Origin of the sequence: Collimonas fungivorans Ter331, from assembly GCF_000221045.1 — a bacterium.
Taxonomy (GTDB): Bacteria; Pseudomonadota; Gammaproteobacteria; order Burkholderiales; family Burkholderiaceae_D; genus Collimonas; species Collimonas fungivorans_A.
This window is the reverse complement of record NC_015856.1, coordinates 3636158-3655909: the sequence shown is the minus strand read 5'-3', so window position 1 is coordinate 3655909 and position 19752 is coordinate 3636158. Positions and strand designations below refer to the sequence as shown.

At 61.6% G+C, this 19752-nt stretch carries 15 protein-coding genes; 11 read left to right on the top strand and 4 right to left on the bottom strand.

The window, feature by feature from the left end; translation table 11 throughout:
* Positions 1 to 213 precede the first annotated feature (213 nt).
* Complete coding sequence (gene mgrA / locus CFU_RS16040) at positions 214 to 1257, top strand: L-glyceraldehyde 3-phosphate reductase (protein WP_041742196.1); 1044 nt, start codon at positions 214 to 216, stop codon at positions 1255 to 1257.
* Positions 1258 to 1345: 88 nt separating this feature from the next.
* On the opposite strand, the gene CFU_RS16035 is transcribed toward mgrA, so the two are convergent.
* Positions 1346 to 2359 carry a GlxA family transcriptional regulator gene (locus CFU_RS16035; protein WP_041742195.1) on the bottom strand — a complete coding sequence of 338 codons (1014 nt, stop codon included), beginning with the start codon at positions 2357 to 2359 and terminating at the stop codon, positions 1346 to 1348.
* A gap of 471 nt (positions 2360 to 2830) precedes the next feature.
* Between CFU_RS16035 and CFU_RS16030 the strand changes: the two genes are divergently transcribed.
* The 10 genes from CFU_RS16030 to CFU_RS15985 all read left to right on the top strand — a co-directional run bounded on the left by CFU_RS16030 (position 2831) and on the right by CFU_RS15985 (position 15092).
* Complete coding sequence (locus CFU_RS16030) at positions 2831 to 4099, top strand: serine hydroxymethyltransferase (RefSeq protein ID WP_014007084.1); 1269 nt, start codon at positions 2831 to 2833, stop codon at positions 4097 to 4099.
* 18 nt (positions 4100 to 4117) lie between these two features.
* Positions 4118 to 5089 (top strand): dipeptidase, encoded by a 972-nt coding sequence (locus CFU_RS16025; RefSeq protein ID WP_041742194.1) that lies wholly within the window; start codon positions 4118 to 4120, stop codon positions 5087 to 5089.
* Between the two features lie 37 nt (positions 5090 to 5126).
* Entirely contained in the window at positions 5127 to 5669 is a 543-nt protein-coding gene (locus tag CFU_RS16020) for a DUF5943 domain-containing protein (RefSeq protein ID WP_014007082.1), read from the top strand.
* Between the two features lie 9 nt (positions 5670 to 5678).
* Positions 5679 to 7742 carry an NADH:flavin oxidoreductase gene (locus CFU_RS16015; RefSeq protein ID WP_014007081.1) on the top strand — a complete coding sequence of 688 codons (2064 nt, stop codon included), beginning with the start codon at positions 5679 to 5681 and terminating at the stop codon, positions 7740 to 7742.
* A 2-nt stretch (positions 7743 to 7744) separates the two neighbouring features.
* Entirely contained in the window at positions 7745 to 9655 is a 1911-nt protein-coding gene (locus CFU_RS16010; protein WP_041742193.1) for a (Fe-S)-binding protein, read from the top strand.
* 2 nt (positions 9656 to 9657) lie between these two features.
* Positions 9658 to 10827: an electron transfer flavoprotein subunit alpha/FixB family protein gene (locus tag CFU_RS16005; protein WP_014007079.1), complete on the top strand. Its 1170-nt coding sequence runs from the start codon at positions 9658 to 9660 to the stop codon at positions 10825 to 10827.
* On the top strand, positions 10824 to 11651 hold the full coding sequence (locus CFU_RS16000; protein WP_014007078.1) for a drug:proton antiporter: 828 nt from the start codon (positions 10824 to 10826) through the stop codon (positions 11649 to 11651). The genes CFU_RS16005 and CFU_RS16000 overlap by 4 nt, the downstream gene beginning before the upstream one ends.
* Positions 11652 to 11688: 37 nt before the next feature.
* Positions 11689 to 13002, top strand: a complete 1314-nt coding sequence (locus tag CFU_RS15995; protein WP_014007077.1) for an aromatic ring-hydroxylating oxygenase subunit alpha — start codon at positions 11689 to 11691, stop codon at positions 13000 to 13002.
* Positions 13003 to 13032: 30 nt separating this feature from the next.
* Complete coding sequence (locus tag CFU_RS15990; protein WP_041743578.1) at positions 13033 to 14133, top strand: hybrid-cluster NAD(P)-dependent oxidoreductase; 1101 nt, start codon at positions 13033 to 13035, stop codon at positions 14131 to 14133.
* A 101-nt stretch (positions 14134 to 14234) separates the two neighbouring features.
* Positions 14235 to 15092 carry a glycine betaine ABC transporter substrate-binding protein gene (locus tag CFU_RS15985; RefSeq protein ID WP_041742192.1) on the top strand — a complete coding sequence of 286 codons (858 nt, stop codon included), beginning with the start codon at positions 14235 to 14237 and terminating at the stop codon, positions 15090 to 15092.
* A gap of 8 nt (positions 15093 to 15100) precedes the next feature.
* Here CFU_RS15985 and CFU_RS15980 read toward each other — a convergent pair whose 3' ends face one another.
* The 3 genes from CFU_RS15980 to CFU_RS15970 are packed head-to-tail and all read right to left on the bottom strand — an operon-like array spanning position 15101 to position 19634.
* Positions 15101 to 16513, bottom strand: coding sequence for an efflux transporter outer membrane subunit (locus CFU_RS15980; protein ID WP_050808618.1), 1413 nt, complete (start codon positions 16511 to 16513; stop codon positions 15101 to 15103).
* Positions 16510 to 18489 carry a MacB family efflux pump subunit gene (locus CFU_RS15975; protein ID WP_014007073.1) on the bottom strand — a complete coding sequence of 660 codons (1980 nt, stop codon included), beginning with the start codon at positions 18487 to 18489 and terminating at the stop codon, positions 16510 to 16512. Before CFU_RS15975 ends, CFU_RS15980 begins: the two co-directional genes overlap by 4 nt.
* 2 nt (positions 18490 to 18491) lie before the next feature.
* Positions 18492 to 19634, bottom strand: a complete 1143-nt coding sequence (locus tag CFU_RS15970) for an efflux RND transporter periplasmic adaptor subunit (protein WP_337999056.1) — start codon at positions 19632 to 19634, stop codon at positions 18492 to 18494.
* Positions 19635 to 19752 lie beyond the last annotated feature (118 nt).

Sequence of the window (19752 nt, the reverse complement as noted above, 5' to 3'; positions counted from 1 at the left end):
ATTATAAATGATAATCATTCTTGATTGATGAGGTGAAATCATTTTCCCGTACCGCAGCCGACGCTTGTCCGGCTTGCTTCCGCGGGAGGAAACGAAAGCGCGATTTGCCGCTCTCAGCGAGACACAAAATAGCTCTGTAGAATTAGTAGAAGCAAGTCCTGCCGGCAAAAACAAATTCTCAAAGAGACCATCGTTAAAAGGAATATGTCAGTCATGAGTTATCACGCATCAAGCAAGCGTTACGAAGAGATGCAATACCGGTTTTGCGGCCGCAGCGGCCTCAAGTTGCCATTGTTGTCGATGGGGCTCTGGCACAACTTCGGCGACACCACCTCGCTGGCGCGCCAGCGGGAAATGGTGCACACCGCATTCGACCTCGGCATTACCCATTTCGACCTGGCCAACAATTACGGGCCGCCGTACGGCAGCGCCGAAACCAATTTCGGCCGCATCCTGAAGGAAGACTTGCGGCCTTACCGCGACGAGCTGATCATTTCGACCAAGGCCGGCTGGGACATGTGGCCGGGTCCTTACGGACAGGGCGGCGGTTCGCGCAAATATGTACTGGCCAGCCTCGACCAGAGCCTGCAGCGCATGGGGCTGGATTATGTCGATATTTTTTATTCGCACCGCTTCGATCCGGAAACACCGCTGGAAGAAACCATGAGCGCGCTGGCGACCGCCGTGCAGCAGGGCAAGGCGCTGTATGTCGGCGTCTCGTCCTATTCGCCGGCCAAGACCGCGGAAGCAGCCAAGCTGCTGCGCGACTGGAAAGTGCCTTGCCTGATTCACCAGCCGTCCTACAACATGTTCAACCGCTGGATTGAAGACGGTCTGCTGGATACGCTGGAACAGGAAGGCATGGGCTGCATTTCTTTCACCGCCCTGGCGCAGGGACTGCTGAGCGACAAATACCTGAACGGCGTGCCGCAGGATTCGCGCATCAACCGCGAAGGCGGCGGCTCATTGCAGCAAGCGCACCTGAGCCCGGAAAACCTGACGCGGGTGCGGGCTCTCAACGAGATCGCCAAGACCCGCGGCCAGAGCCTGGCGCAGATGGCGCTGGCCTGGGTGTTGCGCGATCCGCGTGTGACCACCACCTTGATCGGCGCCAGCAGCCCGGCCCAGATCCGGGAAAACGTGGCCGCCTTGCAGCGCCTGGATTTTACGAAAGAAGAGCTGGCGGCGATCGATGAGCAGGCCAAGGACGGCGGCATCAACCTGTGGGAACGTTCTATAAAAGAGCTGGCGCCGTGATGCCACGCGTTTGAGAACTGCCATCTTGCAGATATAAAAACGGGCGCCTGGGGCGCCCGTTTTTTCTTCTCCCCCTGATGCTTCGCCGCTAAATGAAAGCTGCCGCCTGCTGCATTGGCGCCGCCAGCAAGGCAGCCGGAACCTGGCTCGGCTGCCGGCGCTCGGTGCTGGGCGCAACGCTGAATACTTCACGATAGGTCTTGCTGAAATGGCAGGCGGACTGGAAGCCGCAAGCCACGGTAATGCTGAGTATCGACATGTCGGTCTGGCGCAGCAGTTCGCGGGCCTTGCGCAGGCGCAGCGTCAGGTAGTAATGGGTGGGCGACATGCCCATGTGTTCCTTGAACATGCGTTGCAGCTGGCGCGGCGACGAGTTCGACAACTGCGCCAGCTCATCCAGCGACAACGGCTCTTCGATATTGGCTTCCATCAGCGACACCACTTCCACCATGGCCGGCCGCGCCGACGTCATGCGCACCGTCAGCGGCACCCGCTGTTGGTCCTTGTGGTCGCGTACATGCTCCAGGATGAATTGATCGGCGATCGCCGCAATCGTGGTCTTTCCGACCTGGCTTGAAATCAGGTTCAGCATCAGGTCCAGGGGGGCGATGCCGCCGGTGCAGGTAATGCGGTCGCGGTCGATCACAAACAGGTCAGGCGCAAAGGAAATCGCCGGATGGGCGCGTTTCAGGCTCGACAGGTTTTCCCAATGGGTGGCGCAAGTGTAGCCGTCCAGCAGGCCGGCCTTGGCCAGGGCGAAGGCGCCGGTGCACAGGCTGCCCAAGGTCACGTCCTGGGTCGCCAGGTATTGCAGCAGATCCAGAGTGGCAGGGTTGACCGCGGCGTCGATATCGGTGCCGCCGCAGACGAACACGACATCGGCGGCCGGGCATTCGTCGGCGCGGATGGTGGTCACGGAAAGGCCGTTGCTGGCTGTTACGGCGCCGCCCTCGGGGCTGACCACGGACCAGCGGTACAGGATGGTTCCTTCCAGGTAGTTTGCCATCCTCAGTACTTCGATGGCGTTTGAAAACGCCAGCATCGTAAAGTTGTTGAGCGGCATGAAAGCAAAATGGGTGAAAGAAGTACTGCTTTTAGACATGACCTGCTCCGTTGGCAAACATCAGCGATGGACAATGTAACGTTGAAACGACTGAACAACAAATGCTTTCGGTTGTGCGTCGCAATAAGCATGCCAAGCCGACCAGATGACTTATTTTCAACGCTTTTTCAATGCTTGCAGAGGGTAGAAAAGAGGGAAAAGGACGCTGTCCGCAGCGGGGAAATTCCGGTTCCTGGCCCTCGCCGGAGTCCGGCTTCATAGGCTGTGCAGGCGCAAAAAAAATAATGCCGGCAATCCCGCTTTTTGTGCACGTGATCCATTTCGGCGCAGGCCTAGCTGCGCGCCGGAGCCGCCGGCCCGCCTGGAAACGGCGCTTGGCTAAAAGTGACAGCGATGTCGCAAATTGAAAGGTTCCCGTCAGATCAAGTCAATAGCGGGCAAGGGGCTGGGACAAAATGGTGTCAAGCAACGGACCACTCACGGCACCATCTCTTTCCCGGACATATACAAATGACACTTCCTGCATTTTCCCAGTCGCTGGCCGAACGCGACGCCGCTGTCAAACAAGCCATCGGCCTTGAGCTGGAACGCCAGCAAAACCAGATCGAGATGATCGCTTCGGAAAACATCGTTTCGCGCGCCGTGCTGGAAGCGCAGGGTTCTGTGTTGACTAATAAATACGCGGAAGGCTATCCGGGCAAGCGTTATTACGGCGGCTGCGAATTCGTCGACCAGGTGGAAACCCTGGCGCTGGAACGCGTCAAGCAACTGTTCGGCGCCAAATACGCCAACGTGCAGCCGCATTCCGGCGCGCAAGCCAACGGCGCGGTCATGCTGGCGCTGGTCAAGCCTGGCGATACGGTCTTGGGCATGTCGCTCGACGCCGGCGGCCACCTGACGCATGGCGCACGGCCGGCGATGTCGGGCAAATGGTTCAACGCCGTGCAATACGGCGTCAACCGCGACACCTACCTGATCGACTACGACGAAGTGGAAGCGCTGGCCAAGCTGCACAAGCCGCGCCTGATCATCGCCGGTTACTCGGCTTATCCGCGCCAGCTCGATTTCGCCCGTTTCCGCGCCATTGCCGACAGTGTCGATGCATTGCTGATGGTCGACATGGCGCATATCGCCGGGCTGGTGGCTACCGGCCATCATCCCAGCCCGGTGCCGCATGCACATGTGGTCACTTCGACCACCCACAAGACCTTGCGCGGTCCGCGCGGCGGCTTTGTGCTGACCAATGACGAAGACATCGCCAAGAAAATCAATTCTGCGGTGTTCCCGGGCTTGCAGGGCGGTCCGCTGATGCACGTCATTGCCGGCAAGGCAGTCGCTTTCGGCGAGGCGCTGGAGCCGGAGTTCAAGCAGTACATCGCCAACGTGGTGGCCAACGCCAAGGCGCTGGGCGATGTGCTGCTGGCCGGCGGCGTCGACCTGGTGACCGGCGGCACCGAAAACCATCTGCTGCTGGTCGATCTGCGGCCCAAGGGCTTGAAGGGCACGCAAGTGGAGCATGCGCTGGAGCGTGCCGGCATTACCTGCAACAAGAACGGCATCCCGTTCGATACCGAAAAGCCGACCGTCACTTCCGGCATCCGGCTCGGCACGCCGGCCGGCACTGCGCGCGGCTTCGGCGTCGAAGAATTCCGCACCATCGGCCGCCTGACTGTAGAGATCTTCGATGCGCTGGCGAACAAGCCCGAGGCCGATGCCGAAGTCGAGCAGCGAGTGCTGGCTGAAGTACGCGCGCTGTGCAAGCGTTTCCCTATCTATTAAACCGACATGGAGCACGGCATGAGCAACTTGCATCAGCAAAGCCTGGTCATCGACGGCCTCAACATCTCGAAGTGGGAGCGGCCGGTATTCGAAGACATGAAGAAGGGCGGCCTGAGCGCCGTCAACTGCACCATTTCGGTCTGGGAAAATTTCCAGGGCACGGTCGGCAACGTGGTCGACATGAAGAACTTGATCCGCGACAATGCCGACCTGCTGACGCTGGTGCGCGGTGTCGAAGACATCAAGCGGGCAAAAAAGGAAGGCCGCACCGGCGTCATCCTGGGTTTCCAGAACGCCCACGCGTTTGAAGACAACCTCGGCTACATCGAAGTATTCGCCGAACTGGGCGTGCGGGTGGTGCAGCTTTGCTACAACACCCAGAACCTGATCGGCACCGGTTGCTACGAGCGCGACGGCGGCATGTCCGGCTTCGGCCGCGAAGTGATCGAAGAAATGAACCGGGTCGGCATCATGGTCGATCTGTCGCATGTCGGCGGCAACACCTCGACCGAGGCGATCCTGGCGTCGAAGAAACCGGTCTGTTATTCACACTGCCTGCCGTCCGGCCTGAAACAGCATCCGCGCAACAAGAGCGACGAACAGCTGAAATTCATCGCCGACCACGGCGGCTTCGTCGGCGTCACCATGTTCCCGCCATTCCTCAAGCGCGGCAGCAGCGCCAATGTCGACGACTATGTGGAAGCGTTCGACTACATCATCAACCTGGTCGGCGACGACTGCGTCGGTATCGGCACCGATTTCACGCAGGGCTACGGCAAGCCTTTCTTCGAATGGCTGACGCACGACAAGGGCCGCCATCGCCGCCTGACCGATTTCGGCACCGTGATCAATCCGGAAGGTTTCCGCACCATAGGCGATTTCCCCAACCTGACCACAGCGATGGAGCGCGCCGGCTGGAAAGAGAGCCGCATCCGCAAGGTGCTGGGCGAGAACTGGCTGCGGGTTTTCGGCGAAGTCTGGAACGCTTGAGCAAGATACACACGATGCAACATACCGAGGAGTAGCAATGCAACCCCAATTGCCGATTGAAGTCGATGCCAGCACCGGCGTCTGGACTACCGACAAACTGCCGATGCTGTATGTGCCGCGCCATTTTTTCACCAACAACCATACCGCGGTGGAAGCGGCGCTGGGACGTGATGAATATGCACAGATCCTGTACCAGGCCGGCCACAAATCCGCCTATTTCTGGTGCGAAAAAGAAGCCAAGCAACACGGCATGTCCGGCCTGGATGTCTACCAGCATTACCTGAAGCGGCTGTCGCAGCGCGGCTGGGGCTTGTTTTCCTTCTCCGAAGTGGACGCGGCCAAGGCCAGCGCCAGCATCAAGCTGCTCAATTCATCGTTCGTGCTGCAGCAGCCGGAAGCGCACGGCAAGCTGTGCTACATGTTCGCCGGCTGGTTCGCCGGCGCCATGGACTGGGTTTCGGATAACACAGGCAATCCGCTGCGCTCGACTTGCAGCGAAACCCAGTGCGGCGGCGAAGGCCACGACAATTGCGTGTTTACAGTCACGGCTACAGTCACGGCAGTTGCTGCTCAGGGATAGATACAGACCATGCGTTATCCGACTTTGTTTTCGCCGTTGACCCTGAACCAGGTAACCCTGCGCAACCGGGTGGTCAGCACCGCCCACGCCGAGGTATACGCGGAGGCGGGCGGCTTGCCGGGTGAACGCTATATACGGTATTACGAAGAAAAGGCCAAGGGCGGCCTCGGCCTGGCGATCTGCGGCGGTTCCAGCACGGTGTCCATCGACAGTCCGCAAGGCTGGTGGAAATCGGTCAACCTGACTACCGACAAGGTGATCGAGCCGTTGTCGCGGCTGGCGGAAGCCATGCACCGGCACGGCGCCAAGATCATGATCCAGGCTACCCACATGGGACGGCGCACGGCATGGCATGGCGAGAACTGGCCGCACCTGGTCAGCCCTTCGGGGATACGCGAGCCGGTCCACCGCGGCAACGCCAAGATCATCGAGATCGAGGAAATCCGCCGCATCGTCGCCGACTTTGCTGCCGCTGCCAAAAGGGTCAAGCAGGCCGGCATGGACGGCATCGAGATTTCCGCCGCCCACCAGCAGCTGATAGATCAGTTCTGGAGCCCGCGCGTCAACCAGCGCACCGACGAATACGGCGGCAGCCTGGAAAACCGCATGCGCTTCGGCATTGAAGTGCTGACGGCGGTGCGGGAAGCGGTCGGCAGCGATTTCTGCGTCGGCCTGCGCATGTGCGGCGATGAATTCCATGAAGACGGCGTCGATCATGAAACCGCCAAGGAAATTGCGCAAGCGATGTCGTCCAGCGGTTTGATCGACTTCCTGAGCGTGGTCGGCTCCGGCGCCGATACCCACAATACGCTGGCCAACTGCATGCCGCCGATGGCTTTGCCGCCGGAACCGTTCGTGCACCTGGCGGCCGGCATCAAGGCGGTGTCCAAGGTGCCGGTGATGCACGCGCAAAGCATACGCGACGCCGGCCAGGCAGAACGCATCCTGTCCTCCGGCATGGTCGACCTGGTCGGCATGACGCGCGCGCAGATCGCCGATCCGCACATGGTGATCAAGATCCGCGACGGCCGTGAAGACGAAATCAAGCAATGCGTGGGCGCCAACTATTGCATCGACCGCCAGTACAACGGTCTCGACGTGCTGTGCGTGCAGAACGCCGCTACCTCGCGCGAACAAAGCATGCCGCACCAGATCGCCAGAAGCCGCGGGCCGAAACGCAAGGTGGTGGTGGTCGGCGCCGGCCCGGCCGGGCTGGAAGCGGCGCGGGTGACGCGCGAACGCGGCCACGAGGTGGTGCTGTTCGAACGCAGCGACGTCGTCGGCGGCCAGATCAACCTGGCAGCCAAGGCGCCGCAACGCGAACAGATGGCCGGCATCGTGCGCTGGTTCGACATGGAAACCAAGCGCCTCGGTGTCGACCGCCGGCTGGGCGTGAATGCCGATGAAGCGATGATCATGGCCGAACAGCCGGATATCGTGGTGCTGGCGACCGGCGGCAGCAACTACACCAGCCAGGTCGCGGCCTGGGGCATCGCCGAGGGTTTGTCGGTCAGTTCCTGGGATATCTTGCAGGGCCGCACAGCGCCAGGCAAGAACGTGCTGGTGTACGACGGCATCAGCACCCACGCCGGTTTCGGCGTCGCCGATTTCCTGGCCAGCCGCGGCAGCCTGGTGGAAATCGTCACGCCCGACGTCAAGATCGCCGACGATACCGGCGGCACCACTTTCCCGATTTTCTATCGCCGCCTGTATGCGCAAGGCGTGATCCCGACGCCGAACTACTGGCTGGACCGGGTCTACGCCGAAGGCGACAAGAAAGTCGCGGTGCTGCGCAACGAATACACCGAAGTGCAGGAAGAACGGGTAGTCGACCAGGTGGTGATTGAAAACGGCATCCTGCCCAACGATCATCTTTACTGGTCGCTCAAGCCGCAATCGCTCAACCGCGGCCAGATCGACGTCAACAAGCTGTTCGCCGCCGAACCGCAGCCGGCGTTGGCGGAAAGCCTGGGCGACGGCCGTTTCCTGCTGTTCCGGGTCGGCGACTGCATTTCCATGCATAACATCCACGCCGCAATCTATGATTCGCTGCGCCTGTGCAAAGATTTCTGACCATGGATGCTTCGGCTTCTTCCTTGAACCACATCATCACCGTCTTGTTCTGGCTATCGGCGGCGGGATTGTCCGTCGGCCTGGCGCGGCGGGCGGCCCTGTGGCGCGCCGGCCGCGAGGCTTCGGTATCGTGGTTGGGCCTGCTGGCGATTCCAAAACGCTATTTTGTCGACCTGCACCATGTGGTGGCGCGCGATCCCTACATCGCCCGCACCCACGTGGCGACCGCCGGCGGTGCGATTGCGGCGATGGCGCTGGTGGCAGTCAATTACGGCTTGATGCTGTATGCCTCGGCTTTGAATACGGCGATCGGCCTGTTCGCGCTGGTCATGCTGGTCGGCGTGCTGTTCGTCTGGCACCGGCGCCGCGCGCCGCCGGCACGCCTGTCGCGCGGCGCATGGATGCGCTTGCCGTGGGTGCTGGCGGCATTCGCCATTGGCTTGCTGGCGCTGGGCCTGGTTCCATTGCAATTGATGTCGGGTTTGAGCGCGCTGGTGACCGTGCTGTTGCTGGGACTGGGCGCCTGGACCCTGACCGTGGGCGCCACCCGCGGCGGGCCAATGAAGCATGCGCTGGCCGGCCTGCTGCACCTGGCGTTCCATCCGCGCCAGGAGCGTTTTAGGCAAGATGGCAAGGGTACGCCAACTACTGCGCTCAAGCCATTGCAACTGGAGCAGGGCGAGCTGGGTGTCGGCAAGCCGGTCGAGTTTCGCTGGAACCAATTGCTGGGTTTCGACGCCTGCGTCCAGTGCGGCAAGTGCGAAGCGGCCTGTCCGGCCTTCGCCGCCGGCCAGCCCTTGAATCCCAAGAAGCTGATACAGGATATGGTGACCGGCATGGCTGGCGGCAGCGACGCCAATTTTGCCGGCAGCCCTTATCCGGGGATTCCGCTCGGCCGGCACCAGGGCCGGCCGCAGGATGCAATCGTGCCAGGCCTGATCTCCAGCGATACCCTATGGTCCTGCACCACCTGCCGCGCCTGCGTGCAAGAATGCCCGATGCTGATCGAACACGTCGATGCCATCGTCGACATGCGCCGCCACCAGACCTTGCAATTCGGAGAAGTGCCAGGCAAAGGCCCGGAAGTGCTGGCGAACCTGCGCGAGACCGGCAGCGCCGGCGGTTTCGACCTGGGCGTGCGCTACAACTGGGCGATCGACCTTGGCGTGCGGCAGATCGGTCCGGGCCAGGCAGTCGACGTGCTGCTGATGGTGGGCGAGGGCGGTTTCGACATGCGTTACCAGCGTACGCTGCGCGCCCTGGTCAAGGTCTTGCAGGCCGCGGAGGTGGATTTCGCCGTGCTTGGCGCGCTGGAAACCGACACCGGCGACGTCGCCCGCCGCCTCGGCGACGAAGCGACGTTCCAGGGCATGGCGCGGCAAATGATCAGCCAGCTGTCTGCTTTCACTTTCAAGCGGATTGTGACCGCCGATCCGCACGTCATGCATTGCCTGCGCAATGAATACCCGGCGTTCGGCGGTTGTTATGAAGTTTTTCATCACACCACCTTCATGGCGGCGCTGGTGAGCTCGGGAAAAATCAAGCCGAAGGTTACTTCAACTGCCGACAGCGGCCAGCGTTTTACATATCACGATCCCTGCTACCTGGGACGCTACAACGGCGAGATCGAAGCGCCGCGCGAGCTGCTCAAGCTGCTGGGCCTGCCTCTGCATGAAATGGAGCGCAACGGCATGCGCGGACGCTGCTGCGGCGGCGGTGGCGGCGCGCCGCTGACCGATATCCCCGGCAAGCTGCGCATTCCCGACATTCGTATCCACGATGCCCGCGCCGTACGCGCCGATACGGTGGTGGTGGCTTGCCCGAATTGTACTGCGATGCTGGAAGGCGTGGTCGGACCGCGCCCTGAAATACGCGATATCGCCGAACTGCTCGCCGCGGCGCTGGAGAACTGACGATGGACATGGCGATACAGAATAATGTCAGGCGCGTCAATCCGCGCCGTCCATTTACCGTCAATGCCGACGGAGTCAGGCGCGTCGTGCTGGGCCAGCTTGGCGACGGCGACGCTATTGGCAACTGCAGCAGCCAGGCGCTGATCCACGACCAGCCGCACCATGCGGCCAAGCCTGTGCGCCTGGCCGCCGGCGGCGCAACGACAGCTTGCCTGCTGGCGGTTGCGCATAGCGATCGCGGCGCGCTGGATGAACACGCGCGCCAGGTTGTGGCTGCGGCAGCATTGCTGGCCGATGGAGCGACCGAAGTGGTGTTGCTGGTGTTTGGCGAGCTGAATGACGATGTGGCGGCGCTCGGCGCAGACCGTTGCATCGTGCTGCCGCAATACGGCGGCCATGTATTTGCACCGGAAGCGGAACTGGCGGCGCTCTCTGCTTTGACGGAAGAACTGCAGCCTGCCCATATCTTTATGCCCGATGACGGTGTTGCCGGCAGCGACTTGGGACGCCGCCTGGGGGCTGCCGGCGCCGGCATCGCCACCCATGTGGTCGAAATCAGCCAGTCCGGCCTGGCAGCCTATCGTCAGCAAGGCAGCATGCTGGCTCGGCGCAGCCTGGCGCAGATCATATTGCTGGAAACGGATGTCGTCGATGCGCGCCTGCCTTTCCTCGGCCGCGGCCAGCTTGCAGACCAGCTCGGCATGGCCATCGGCACGGCGGCCGGCGCAGCGGCATCGTCCAGTCCGTTCCTGGATCTCGGCAGCAAGACTATGGCGGCATCGCAGATGGAACTGGACGAGGCCGATTTCATCGTGTCGGCGGGCAATGGCGTGGACGATGTCGCGCTGTTCAACGCTCTGGCGAATGCTTTGGATGCGGCGGTCGGCGCCAGCCGGGTTGCCGTCGACGATGGCAAGTTCAAGCGCGACAAGCAGATCGGCGCTACCGGGAAAACGGTCAGCGCCAGCGCTTACCTGGCCTTCGGCATTTCCGGCGCGGTCCAGCACCTGCAGGGCATCAAGGATTGCCGCCATGTGATTGCGGTCAACCTGGACGCCAGCGCGCCGATGATCAAGCGCGCCGACCTCAGCATCATCGGCGATGCGCAAGAATTGATGACGGCGCTGCTGGACCAGGTGCGGCAAGCCCGCAGCGCGGAGGCGGCATCATGAACCAGGCTGTGATCAAACGGATAGCCGTGCTGGTGTCGATAGGCCGCCATCCGGTCAGCGGCGTGCCGCGTTACAGCCGCAACGACGCTGCCGCCCTGAGCATGGCGAGCGAGCTGGCGCAACGCACGGCCGGCGCAAGCATCGATGTGATCCACGCAGCTTCTGCACACAATGCCGACAACCCAGCCTTGTCCGAATACCTGGCGCTGGGCGCCGCCAGCATTACCCTGATTGAAACGGCGGTATCGCAAGATGTGCTGCCGGCATTGCAGGCACAGTTGCAAGCGCAGTTGCAAAATTATGACCTGGTGTTGTGCGGCAGCTGCGCCGAAGCAGGGGCAGGCAGCGGCATGCTGCCGTATCTGCTGGCGGCGCGCCTGAATCTGCCTCTGCTGGCGGGCGTGATTGCCGTGACGCCCGGCGCCGGCCACGTCGTCGCCCAGCAGTATCTGCCCAAGGGGCGGCGGCGTGAAGTGGCGCTCAAGCTGCCGGCCATGGTGACGGTGCATCCGCTGGCGCCAAACCGCTTGCGTTATGCCTACGCCAGGCTGCGCCGCGGCGAAATCAGGAAACAGGTTTTTGCCGGCTATCAGGGTGCTAGCGGCTCGGCGGCCCGCGGCCAACCCGAAGAATGGACAGTCGAAGCGGCCAAAGCCGTGCCGCGCAAGCTGACAGCGCCCGAAAAACGTTCCGGGCATGCGCGCATGCAGGCCGCCACCGTGACCGAAAGCCGCGGCGGCAAGGTAGTCCAGGACGGCAGCGCTGCCGATAAGGCACAAATAGTCCTTGCCTATTTACGTGAACATCATCTGGTCAACTATTGATGTTGCAGCTGAGGTTGCAACTGCGGCGGTTCCATAAATGCAATACATGGAGAAACAATTGAAAGTATCCAAAGAGATTCAATCACTGATCGCCGAGCGCCTGCCTGGCCATAGCCTGGATGCGCCGTTTTACCTGAGCCCGGAAATCTTCGAGCTGGATATCCGCGAGATTTTCAGCAAGCATTGGATCCATGTCGCGGTCGAGCCGGATATTCCCGAGCCGGGCGATTACGTCACGGTCGAGGTCGGCCTCAATTCGATCGTGGTGGTGCGCGACGACGACATGTCGGTGCGCGCCTATCACAATGTGTGCCGCCATCGCGGCGCGCGTTTGTGTTCGGAGCACAAAGGTTCGGTCGGCAACCTGGTCTGCCCGTATCATCAGTGGACTTATAACCTCACAGGAGAATTGATCCACGCCGACCACATGGGCGAGAAGTTCGATCGCAGCAAGCACGGCCTGAAGCCGGTGCATGTCGAAAACCTGGCGGGGCTGATATTCATTTGCCTGGCCGAACAGCCGCCGCAGGATTTTGCGGTCATGCGCGACGCCATGGCGCCTTATCTGCTGCCGCACGGCTTGCAAGACTGCAAGATCGCCAAGCAGGTCGACCTGATCGAAGAGGGCAACTGGAAGCTGACCATGGAAAATAATCGCGAGTGTTATCACTGTGCGACCAATCATCCTGAATTGACCGCCTCATTGTTCGAGTTCGGCTTCGGCTATCAGTCGGCGCCCGGCAATGCAGAACAGATCGCCGAATTCGACCGCCTGGCTGCGCAGCGTTGCGCCGAATGGGAGCAGGGCGGTTTGCCGTCAGCGGAGATAGAGCGCCTGGACGAGCTGGTGACCGGCTTCCGCACCCAGCGCCTGCCGCTGGATCGCGCCGGCGAGTCGCAGACGCTGGACGGCAAGGTTGCTTCCGGCAAGCTGCTGGGGCAATTCGAGCGCGCCGACCTGGGCGGCCTGTCGTTCTGGACCCAGCCGAATTCCTGGCACCACTTCATGAGCGACCACATCGTCAGTTTTTCAGTCTTGCCGTTATCGGCTGAGCGGACCCTGGTGCGCACCAAATGGCTGGTGCATAAAGATGCGCGCGAAGGCATCGACTACCAGCTCGACAACCTGACCGCGGTGTGGAACGCCACCAACGATCAGGACAAGCGGCTGGTCGAACTGTCGCAGCAAGGCGCGCGCAGCACGGCGTACCAGCCTGGTCCTTATTCACCGTTTACCGAAGGCTTGGTTGAAAAGTTCTGCACCTGGTATGTCGGCCGCTTGTCAGCTGGGCTGTCAGCCAACTTAAAAAGCGGCTCGGCGACCACCATAGCGATCGCCGTGGAGAATTAATTGAAAGCCGAAATCTTGCCAGGACCGGTCATGGAATCTTATAAACTGAATCGCCGGAATTTCTGGGACAGCATCCCGCCGCTATGGGACAGCGACAGCGAGGAAACGCTGGTCTGCTGCCAGGTGCGGGCCGAGACGCACGACGTCAAGAGTTTTTTCTTTGCCGCTCCCGCCGGCGGTTCCTTTGTATTCCAGCCTGGCCAGTTCATCACGCTGGAGCTGGAAATCAACGGCGCGGCCATCAACCGCTGCTACACGATTTCATCGTCGCCGGCGCGGCCGCACACGATCTCGATCACGGTCAAGCGCGTGCCGGGCGGTCCGGTGTCGAACTGGCTGCACGACAATCTCAAGGCCGGCGACAAGGTCAAGGTGCTGCGCGCTGCGGGCGAGTTTACCTGCGCCAGCCATCCGGCAGAAAAGTACCTGTTCCTGTCGGCCGGTTCCGGCATCACGCCGCTGATGTCGATGTCGCGCGCCCATCACGATTTATCCGACGACAGGGACATCGTTTTCATCCATAGTGCAAGGACGCCGGACGACATCATCTTCGAGCGCGAACTGAGCCTGATCGCCGCCAGCCAGCAGAATTTCCGCACGCGCTTCATCTGCGAACGGCTGGGCCAGCGGCGCGACTGGTCGGGCCCAACCGGCATGCTGTCGCTGGCGGCGCTGAAACTGATGGCGCCCGATTTCATGGAGCGCGAAGTTTTTGTCTGCGGCCCGGCGCCTTACATGAAAGCGGTACGGACCATGCTGGACGAAGCCGGTTTCGAGCGCACCCGCTATCACGAGGAAAGTTTTTCCTTCGAGACTTTGCAGCAAGAAAGCCAGCCGCAGGCAACATCCCACGGCGCCCCGGCCACCGACGGCTTCGAAATCAATTTCCAGAAAAGCATGCGCCAGATCACATGCGGTCCGCAACAACACGTACTGGAAGCCGCCCGCAACGCAGGCGTCCGGCTGGCTTCCTCATGCGCGCAAGGCATGTGCGGCACCTGCAAGGTCAAGCTGATTTCAGGAACGGTAGACATGCAGCACAAAGGCGGCATCCGCCAGCGCGAAATCGACCAAGGCATGGTGCTCCTGTGCTGCAGCAAGCCCCTGAGCAACCTGGTCGTGGATAAATGAAAAATAAATTAGGGTCAGAGTCGAATTAATCTCTGAAATAATTCGACTCTGACCCTAATTAAATCGGCAGTTCCCATCGCAGCACATTGAAGAGGTTAAGCATGAATCCGATACGAAAATTATGTTGCCTGGTCGCCGCACTGGCGTGTGTGGCGAGTTCGGGAGTGGCTGCGGCGGATGCCAAGCCTGGCATCAAGATTGGTTATGTGGAGGGCTGGTCTGACAGTGTTGCGACCACTTATGTGGCGGCGCAGATCATCCGGCAGAATCTGGGATATGAGGTCAAGCTGGTGCCGGTCTCTGCCGGCCTGATGTGGCAGGGCGTGGCGCGGGGCGACCTGGATGCCACCATGTCGGCCTGGCTGCCGGTGACGCAGGGTGCGTATTACGAGAAGCTGAAAGACAAGGTGGTACATCTGGGCGTGAATTATCCGGGAGCCAGGATAGGCTTGATCGTGCCTGCTTATGTCAACGCCTCCAGCATCGCCGACCTGCCTGCGCAAAAAGCGGCCTTCGACGGCCGCATCGTGGGCATCGATGCCGGCGCCGGCGTCATGACCAAGACCGAGCTGGCGATCAAGGACTATGGCCTCGACTACAAACTGATGCCGAGCTCGGGCAGCGGCATGGTGGCCGAGCTGGAGCGTTCGATCCGCAACAACAAGGCGATCGCGGTGACCGGTTGGGTGCCGCATTGGATGTTCGCCAAATGGAAACTCAAATTCCTGGACGATCCGAAAAAAGTCTATGGCGAAGCCGAGCATGTCGACAGCATCGCCAATCCCGGCCTGGAAGCGAAAGCCAGGCCGGTCAACGATCTGCTGAAGAATTTTTCATGGCAGCCAGGCGAGATCGATAGCGTCATGCTGGCCATAGAAAATGGCGCCAAGCCGGAAGCGGCGGCCAAGCAGTGGGTCGACGCCAATCCGCAGCGTGTCAGCCAATGGCTGCGCAAGTAAGTCCTCTGTTATCTTGGCGCTTGCACGGCAGTTGAGGCTGCTGTTGCGACAGCATCGCCGCCCAAGGCCTGATACAGCTTGACCTGGCTGGTCAGCAGGTTCAGGTTGTTGTCCGCCAGCGCGATCTCGGCGTTGCGCCGGGTTTCCTGCGCGTCCAGCCAGGTTTTCAGCGGCACTGCGCCGGCGCGATAGCGTTCTTCGTATAAACCTTCGATACGGCTTGCCGCCGCCAGCGCCTGGCTCAGTTTTTGTCCCTGGGCCTGGAACTGACTGCGGGCGGACAAGGCCGTTTCGACGTCGCTCAACGCCTTGTAAAAGGCCTGGCGGAAATCGATCGCTGCCTTGTCATAATCCGCTTTGGACACCGCAATGTTCAGCCGCATCTGATTCCACTGCAGGAACGGGAAAGCCAAGGTCGCTCCCAGCGTTCCGATCGGATTCTGCAGCAGGTTCGACAGCGCCGTGCTGCTGCTTCCCAGTGTGCCAGTCAAGACCAGCGACGGATAATAGCTGGCGCGGGTGTCGTCGATGCTCGCCAGCAGCTTGCGTAGCCGCAGTTCTGCCGCGTGCAGGTCGGGCCGGCGGCCCAGCAGCTGCGACGGCAGTCCGGCGTCGACCGCCGGCAGGACAGCGACGGCAAGCTTGCCGCTTTCCGCATAACGCAGTTCCGGCGGTCCGTCGAACAGCAGCGCCAGCGCGGCGCGCGTCTCCACCAGTTCTTGCAGCAGCTGGGTATGGCTGGCCTGCTGCGACGCCAGCGAGCGCTCGGCCTCCAGCAGTTCCAGCGACGACACCGCGCCGGCATCGTATTGCAGGCGCACCAGTTCCAGGATCTTGCCGACATACGCCATGCTTTGTTCGCTGACGGCGATGCGTTGCTGCAGGTTGGCGATCTTCCAGTACAGGGTAGCGGTAGTGCCGGCCAGGGCCAGCGCGGTGCTGTCTCTGTCTTCGGCGGTGGCCAGGGCTTCCCATTCGGCGGCGTCGCGGCGGCTGGCCAGCTTGCCCCACAGGTCCAGTTCGTAGGAGACGCTGCCGGTGAGGGTCTGGTTGCGTGTGCCAACCGGCGAGCCGCGCAGATTGCGGCTGTTGCTGCTGCTGACATTCAGCGCGACGGTGGGATTGATGGTTGCCAGGCCGGCTTGCAATTGCGCGCGCTGCACCAGCACCGTCGCTGCCGCCAGGTCGTTGTTGCGGGCCAGCGCCAGTTCCACCAGCTGATCCAGTTGCGGATCGTTGAAATTGCGCCACCAGCGATCCTGGCGGACGGCGTCGCCGGCGTTCTCCGCCGATTTGTTTTGCCACGCCGGCGGCGTCGTTACCGCTACCGGCTGGTAGGGTGTGTGCAAGGTAGAGCAGGCAGCCAGCAAGCCGCAGGCGAACAGGCAGAGGGAGGTATTGAGATAGCGCATGTTTTTCATTCTCTGGCCAGGGCTTCCACCGGATCCAGGCGGGCGGCATTGCGGGCCGGCAAAAAGCCGAAGATGATGCCGATCATGGTCGAACAGGTGCAAGCGACCACGATCGAGGTCAGCGAATAATGCATCTGGAAACTGCCGTTGACGCCGGACAAGCTGGAAAACAGCGCGCCGATGCCGAGCGCCAGCGAGATGCCGAGGATGCCGCCCAGCAGGCAGACCAGGATCGCTTCGATCAGGAACTGCCGCATGATGTCGGACTGGCGCGCGCCAACCGCCATGCGTACGCCGATTTCCTGGATCCGCTCGGTGACCGACACCAGCATGATGTTCATCACGCCGATGCCGCCGACCACCAGCGAAATCACGGCGATCATCGACACCAGCAGCGTCAGCGTGGCGGTGGTCGATTCGATCGCCTTGCGGATGCTGTCGCTGTTCTGTATGAAAAAATCCTTGCCGCCATGGCGCTGGGTAAGCAACTTGACGATGCTTTTTTCCGCCGCGGCAGGCGAGGCGGCGTCGCTGACGCGCACTGAAATCGATTGCAGGTGCGACTGACCAATGATGCGCGTCAGCGCCGTGGTATAAGGAACCCACAGGGTGAGGCTGCTGCCGCCGCCATAGGCATTCTTTTCTTTTTTTGCGACGCCGACGATGCGGCAGGGAATGTTCCCCAGCATCAGCACCTGTCCGATCGGATTGTCGTTCTTGCCGAACAGCTTCTGGCGCATATTATGGTCGATCACCACTTCCTGCGTCTGGTGCTTGACGCTGGCCGCGGTGAACGGCCGGCCTTCCGCCATCTGCAAATCGTGCACGCGGAAATGCTGCTCGCCGACGCCTTGCAGCGAAGCGCTGACCGAGATGTTGCGGTAACGAACGATAGCCGCGGTGCTGATGCCAGGGGTCGCACTGTCTGCGTATACCTGCTGCGCCAGCACATCGGCGTCGGCGGAAACCAGCGAGCGCACCGCCGCCGCTTTTTCGTCGCCCCAGTCCTTGCCGGGATAGATGGTGATGGTGTTGGTGCCCAGGAAACTGATGTCCTTGAGGATCTGCCGGCGCGATCCTTCGCCCAGCGCCACCACCGACACCACCGAAGCAATGCCGATGATAATGCCCAGCATGGTCAGGAAACTGCGCAGCCGGTGCGACTTCATGGCCAGCCAGGCCATCTTGCAAGCTTCGACCAGGCTGGCCGCGGTGGCGCGCCACGACGATTCCTGGCCGAGTTCGATCTGCGGCCGCTCGCGCGGTGCGGCGGTCGGGGATGCGTCGGCGGCGCCGTCCTGGCGCAGGCGGTCGGCGACGATTTCACCATCGCTGATTTCAATGATGCGTTGCGCGTACTCGGCGACATGCATGTCGTGCGTGACGATGATGACGGTATGGCCTTCGGCATGCAGCTCTTGCAGGATCTTGATGACTTCCTGGCCGCTGTGGCTGTCCAGCGCGCCGGTCGGTTCGTCGGCCAGTATCACCTGGCCGCCGTTCATCAGCGAGCGTGCAATGCTGACGCGCTGCTGCTGCCCGCCCGACAGTTGGCTGGGCCGGTGGTGGGTGCGGTTGGCCAGGCCGAGCCGGCCCAGCAGCGCTTGCGCGCGCTGCCTGCGCAGCGCTGCCGGTTTGCCGGCATAGATTGCAGGGATCTCGACATTGCTGGCGGCATCCAGGTCGGGCAGCAGATGGTAACGCTGGAAAATGAAGCCGAAATGCTCGCGCCGCAAATGCGCCAGGGCGTCGGGTTCCATGTCGCCGGTAGCCTGGCCGGCGACCAGGTAGCTGCCGCTGCTGGGGCGGTCGAGGCAGCCGAGGATATTCATCAAGGTCGATTTGCCCGACCCCGAGGGGCCGACCAGCGCCACCATTTCGCCGGCGGCGATCTTCAGGTTGATGTTGTTGAGTACGGTAACGGTTTCTTCGCCGGACGGAAAGCGCCGATACAGTCCCGTCAGCTCTAGCAGGGCTGGCTTCATGTTTAGTCCAGCATCACGGTAGAAGTATCGGCCTGCGGTGTGCCGCTATCCTCTCCCAGGATGACTTTTTCTCCGGCCTTTAACCCATCCAGCACCTGCGCCCGGACGTTATTGATGCCGATCCGCACCTGGCGTGTGGCGACGCTGTGCTTGCCGTCCTTGGTTTCCAGCACCTTGACCTGGTAGCGTCCATCCTTGCCGCGCTCGCCCAGCGCGGTCGACGGGATCATCAGCGCGCCCTTGACTTCGCTCAGTACGATCGAAACTTGCGCCGTCATCGAAATGCGCAGCTTGTTGTCGGGGTTGGGGATATCGAACAACGCGTTGTAGTAGATCGGAGCGGCGTTGGCGTCGCTTTTTTTCTTGCCGTCGCCGGTATCGTTGCCGATCGAATCCGGCGCCAGCTCGACCGAGCGCAGCTTGCCGTGGAAACGGTGGTCGGGGTTGCCCAGGATAGTGAAGAACACCGGCTGCTGCGGCTTGACTCGGATCACGTCGGCTTCCGACACCAGCGCTTTCACCGTCATGGTTTTCAGTTCGGCCAGGATGATGATGGTCGGCGCCAGCTGGGCCGAATTGACGGTTTGCCCTTCCTTGGTCACGATCGACACCACCTTGCCGTCCATCGGCGCGGTGATCTTGGTATAACCGAGGTTGAGCATGGCGGTGCTGACGGTGATCTTGGCCTGTTCAATTTGCGCATTCAGCGAATCGATGTCGGCCAGCGTCGCCTGCAATGTCGCCTCCGCGGTTTCATAACTTTCACGCGAGCCGGCGTCGCCGGCCAGCAGGCGCTGCTGGCGCTTGAAATTCAACTGGGCCTGGACCAGGCTGGCCTGCTTGGAGCGCAGCTGGGCGCGCACCTGCATGAGCGCGAACTCCGCGTTTTGCAGCGCGTTCTGCTGCGTCAGCGAATCGATTTCGGCCACCAGCTGGCCCTTTTTCACTTCCTGTCCCAGCACCACCTTCAGCGATTTGAGCTGGCCCGATGCCTGGGCGCCTACGCTCACCTGCTGCAGCGCTTCCAGCGAGCCGCTGGCCAGTACCGTATCCTGGATGTCGGCAACGACGACCGGCACGGTCAGGTACTGCGTTTCTTTGCCGCCATGGAAGAAAAACCGGTAGAGGGCAAATGCGAGCAGCAAAAGCAGCGCTGCGGATACGAGATAGACAACGATTTTTTTGTTGGAAAGACGCATGACGGAAGTGGGGGGATTGCTCGGTGCGCTACTTTTTCACTGCAAAAAATAGAAAAAATAGCAT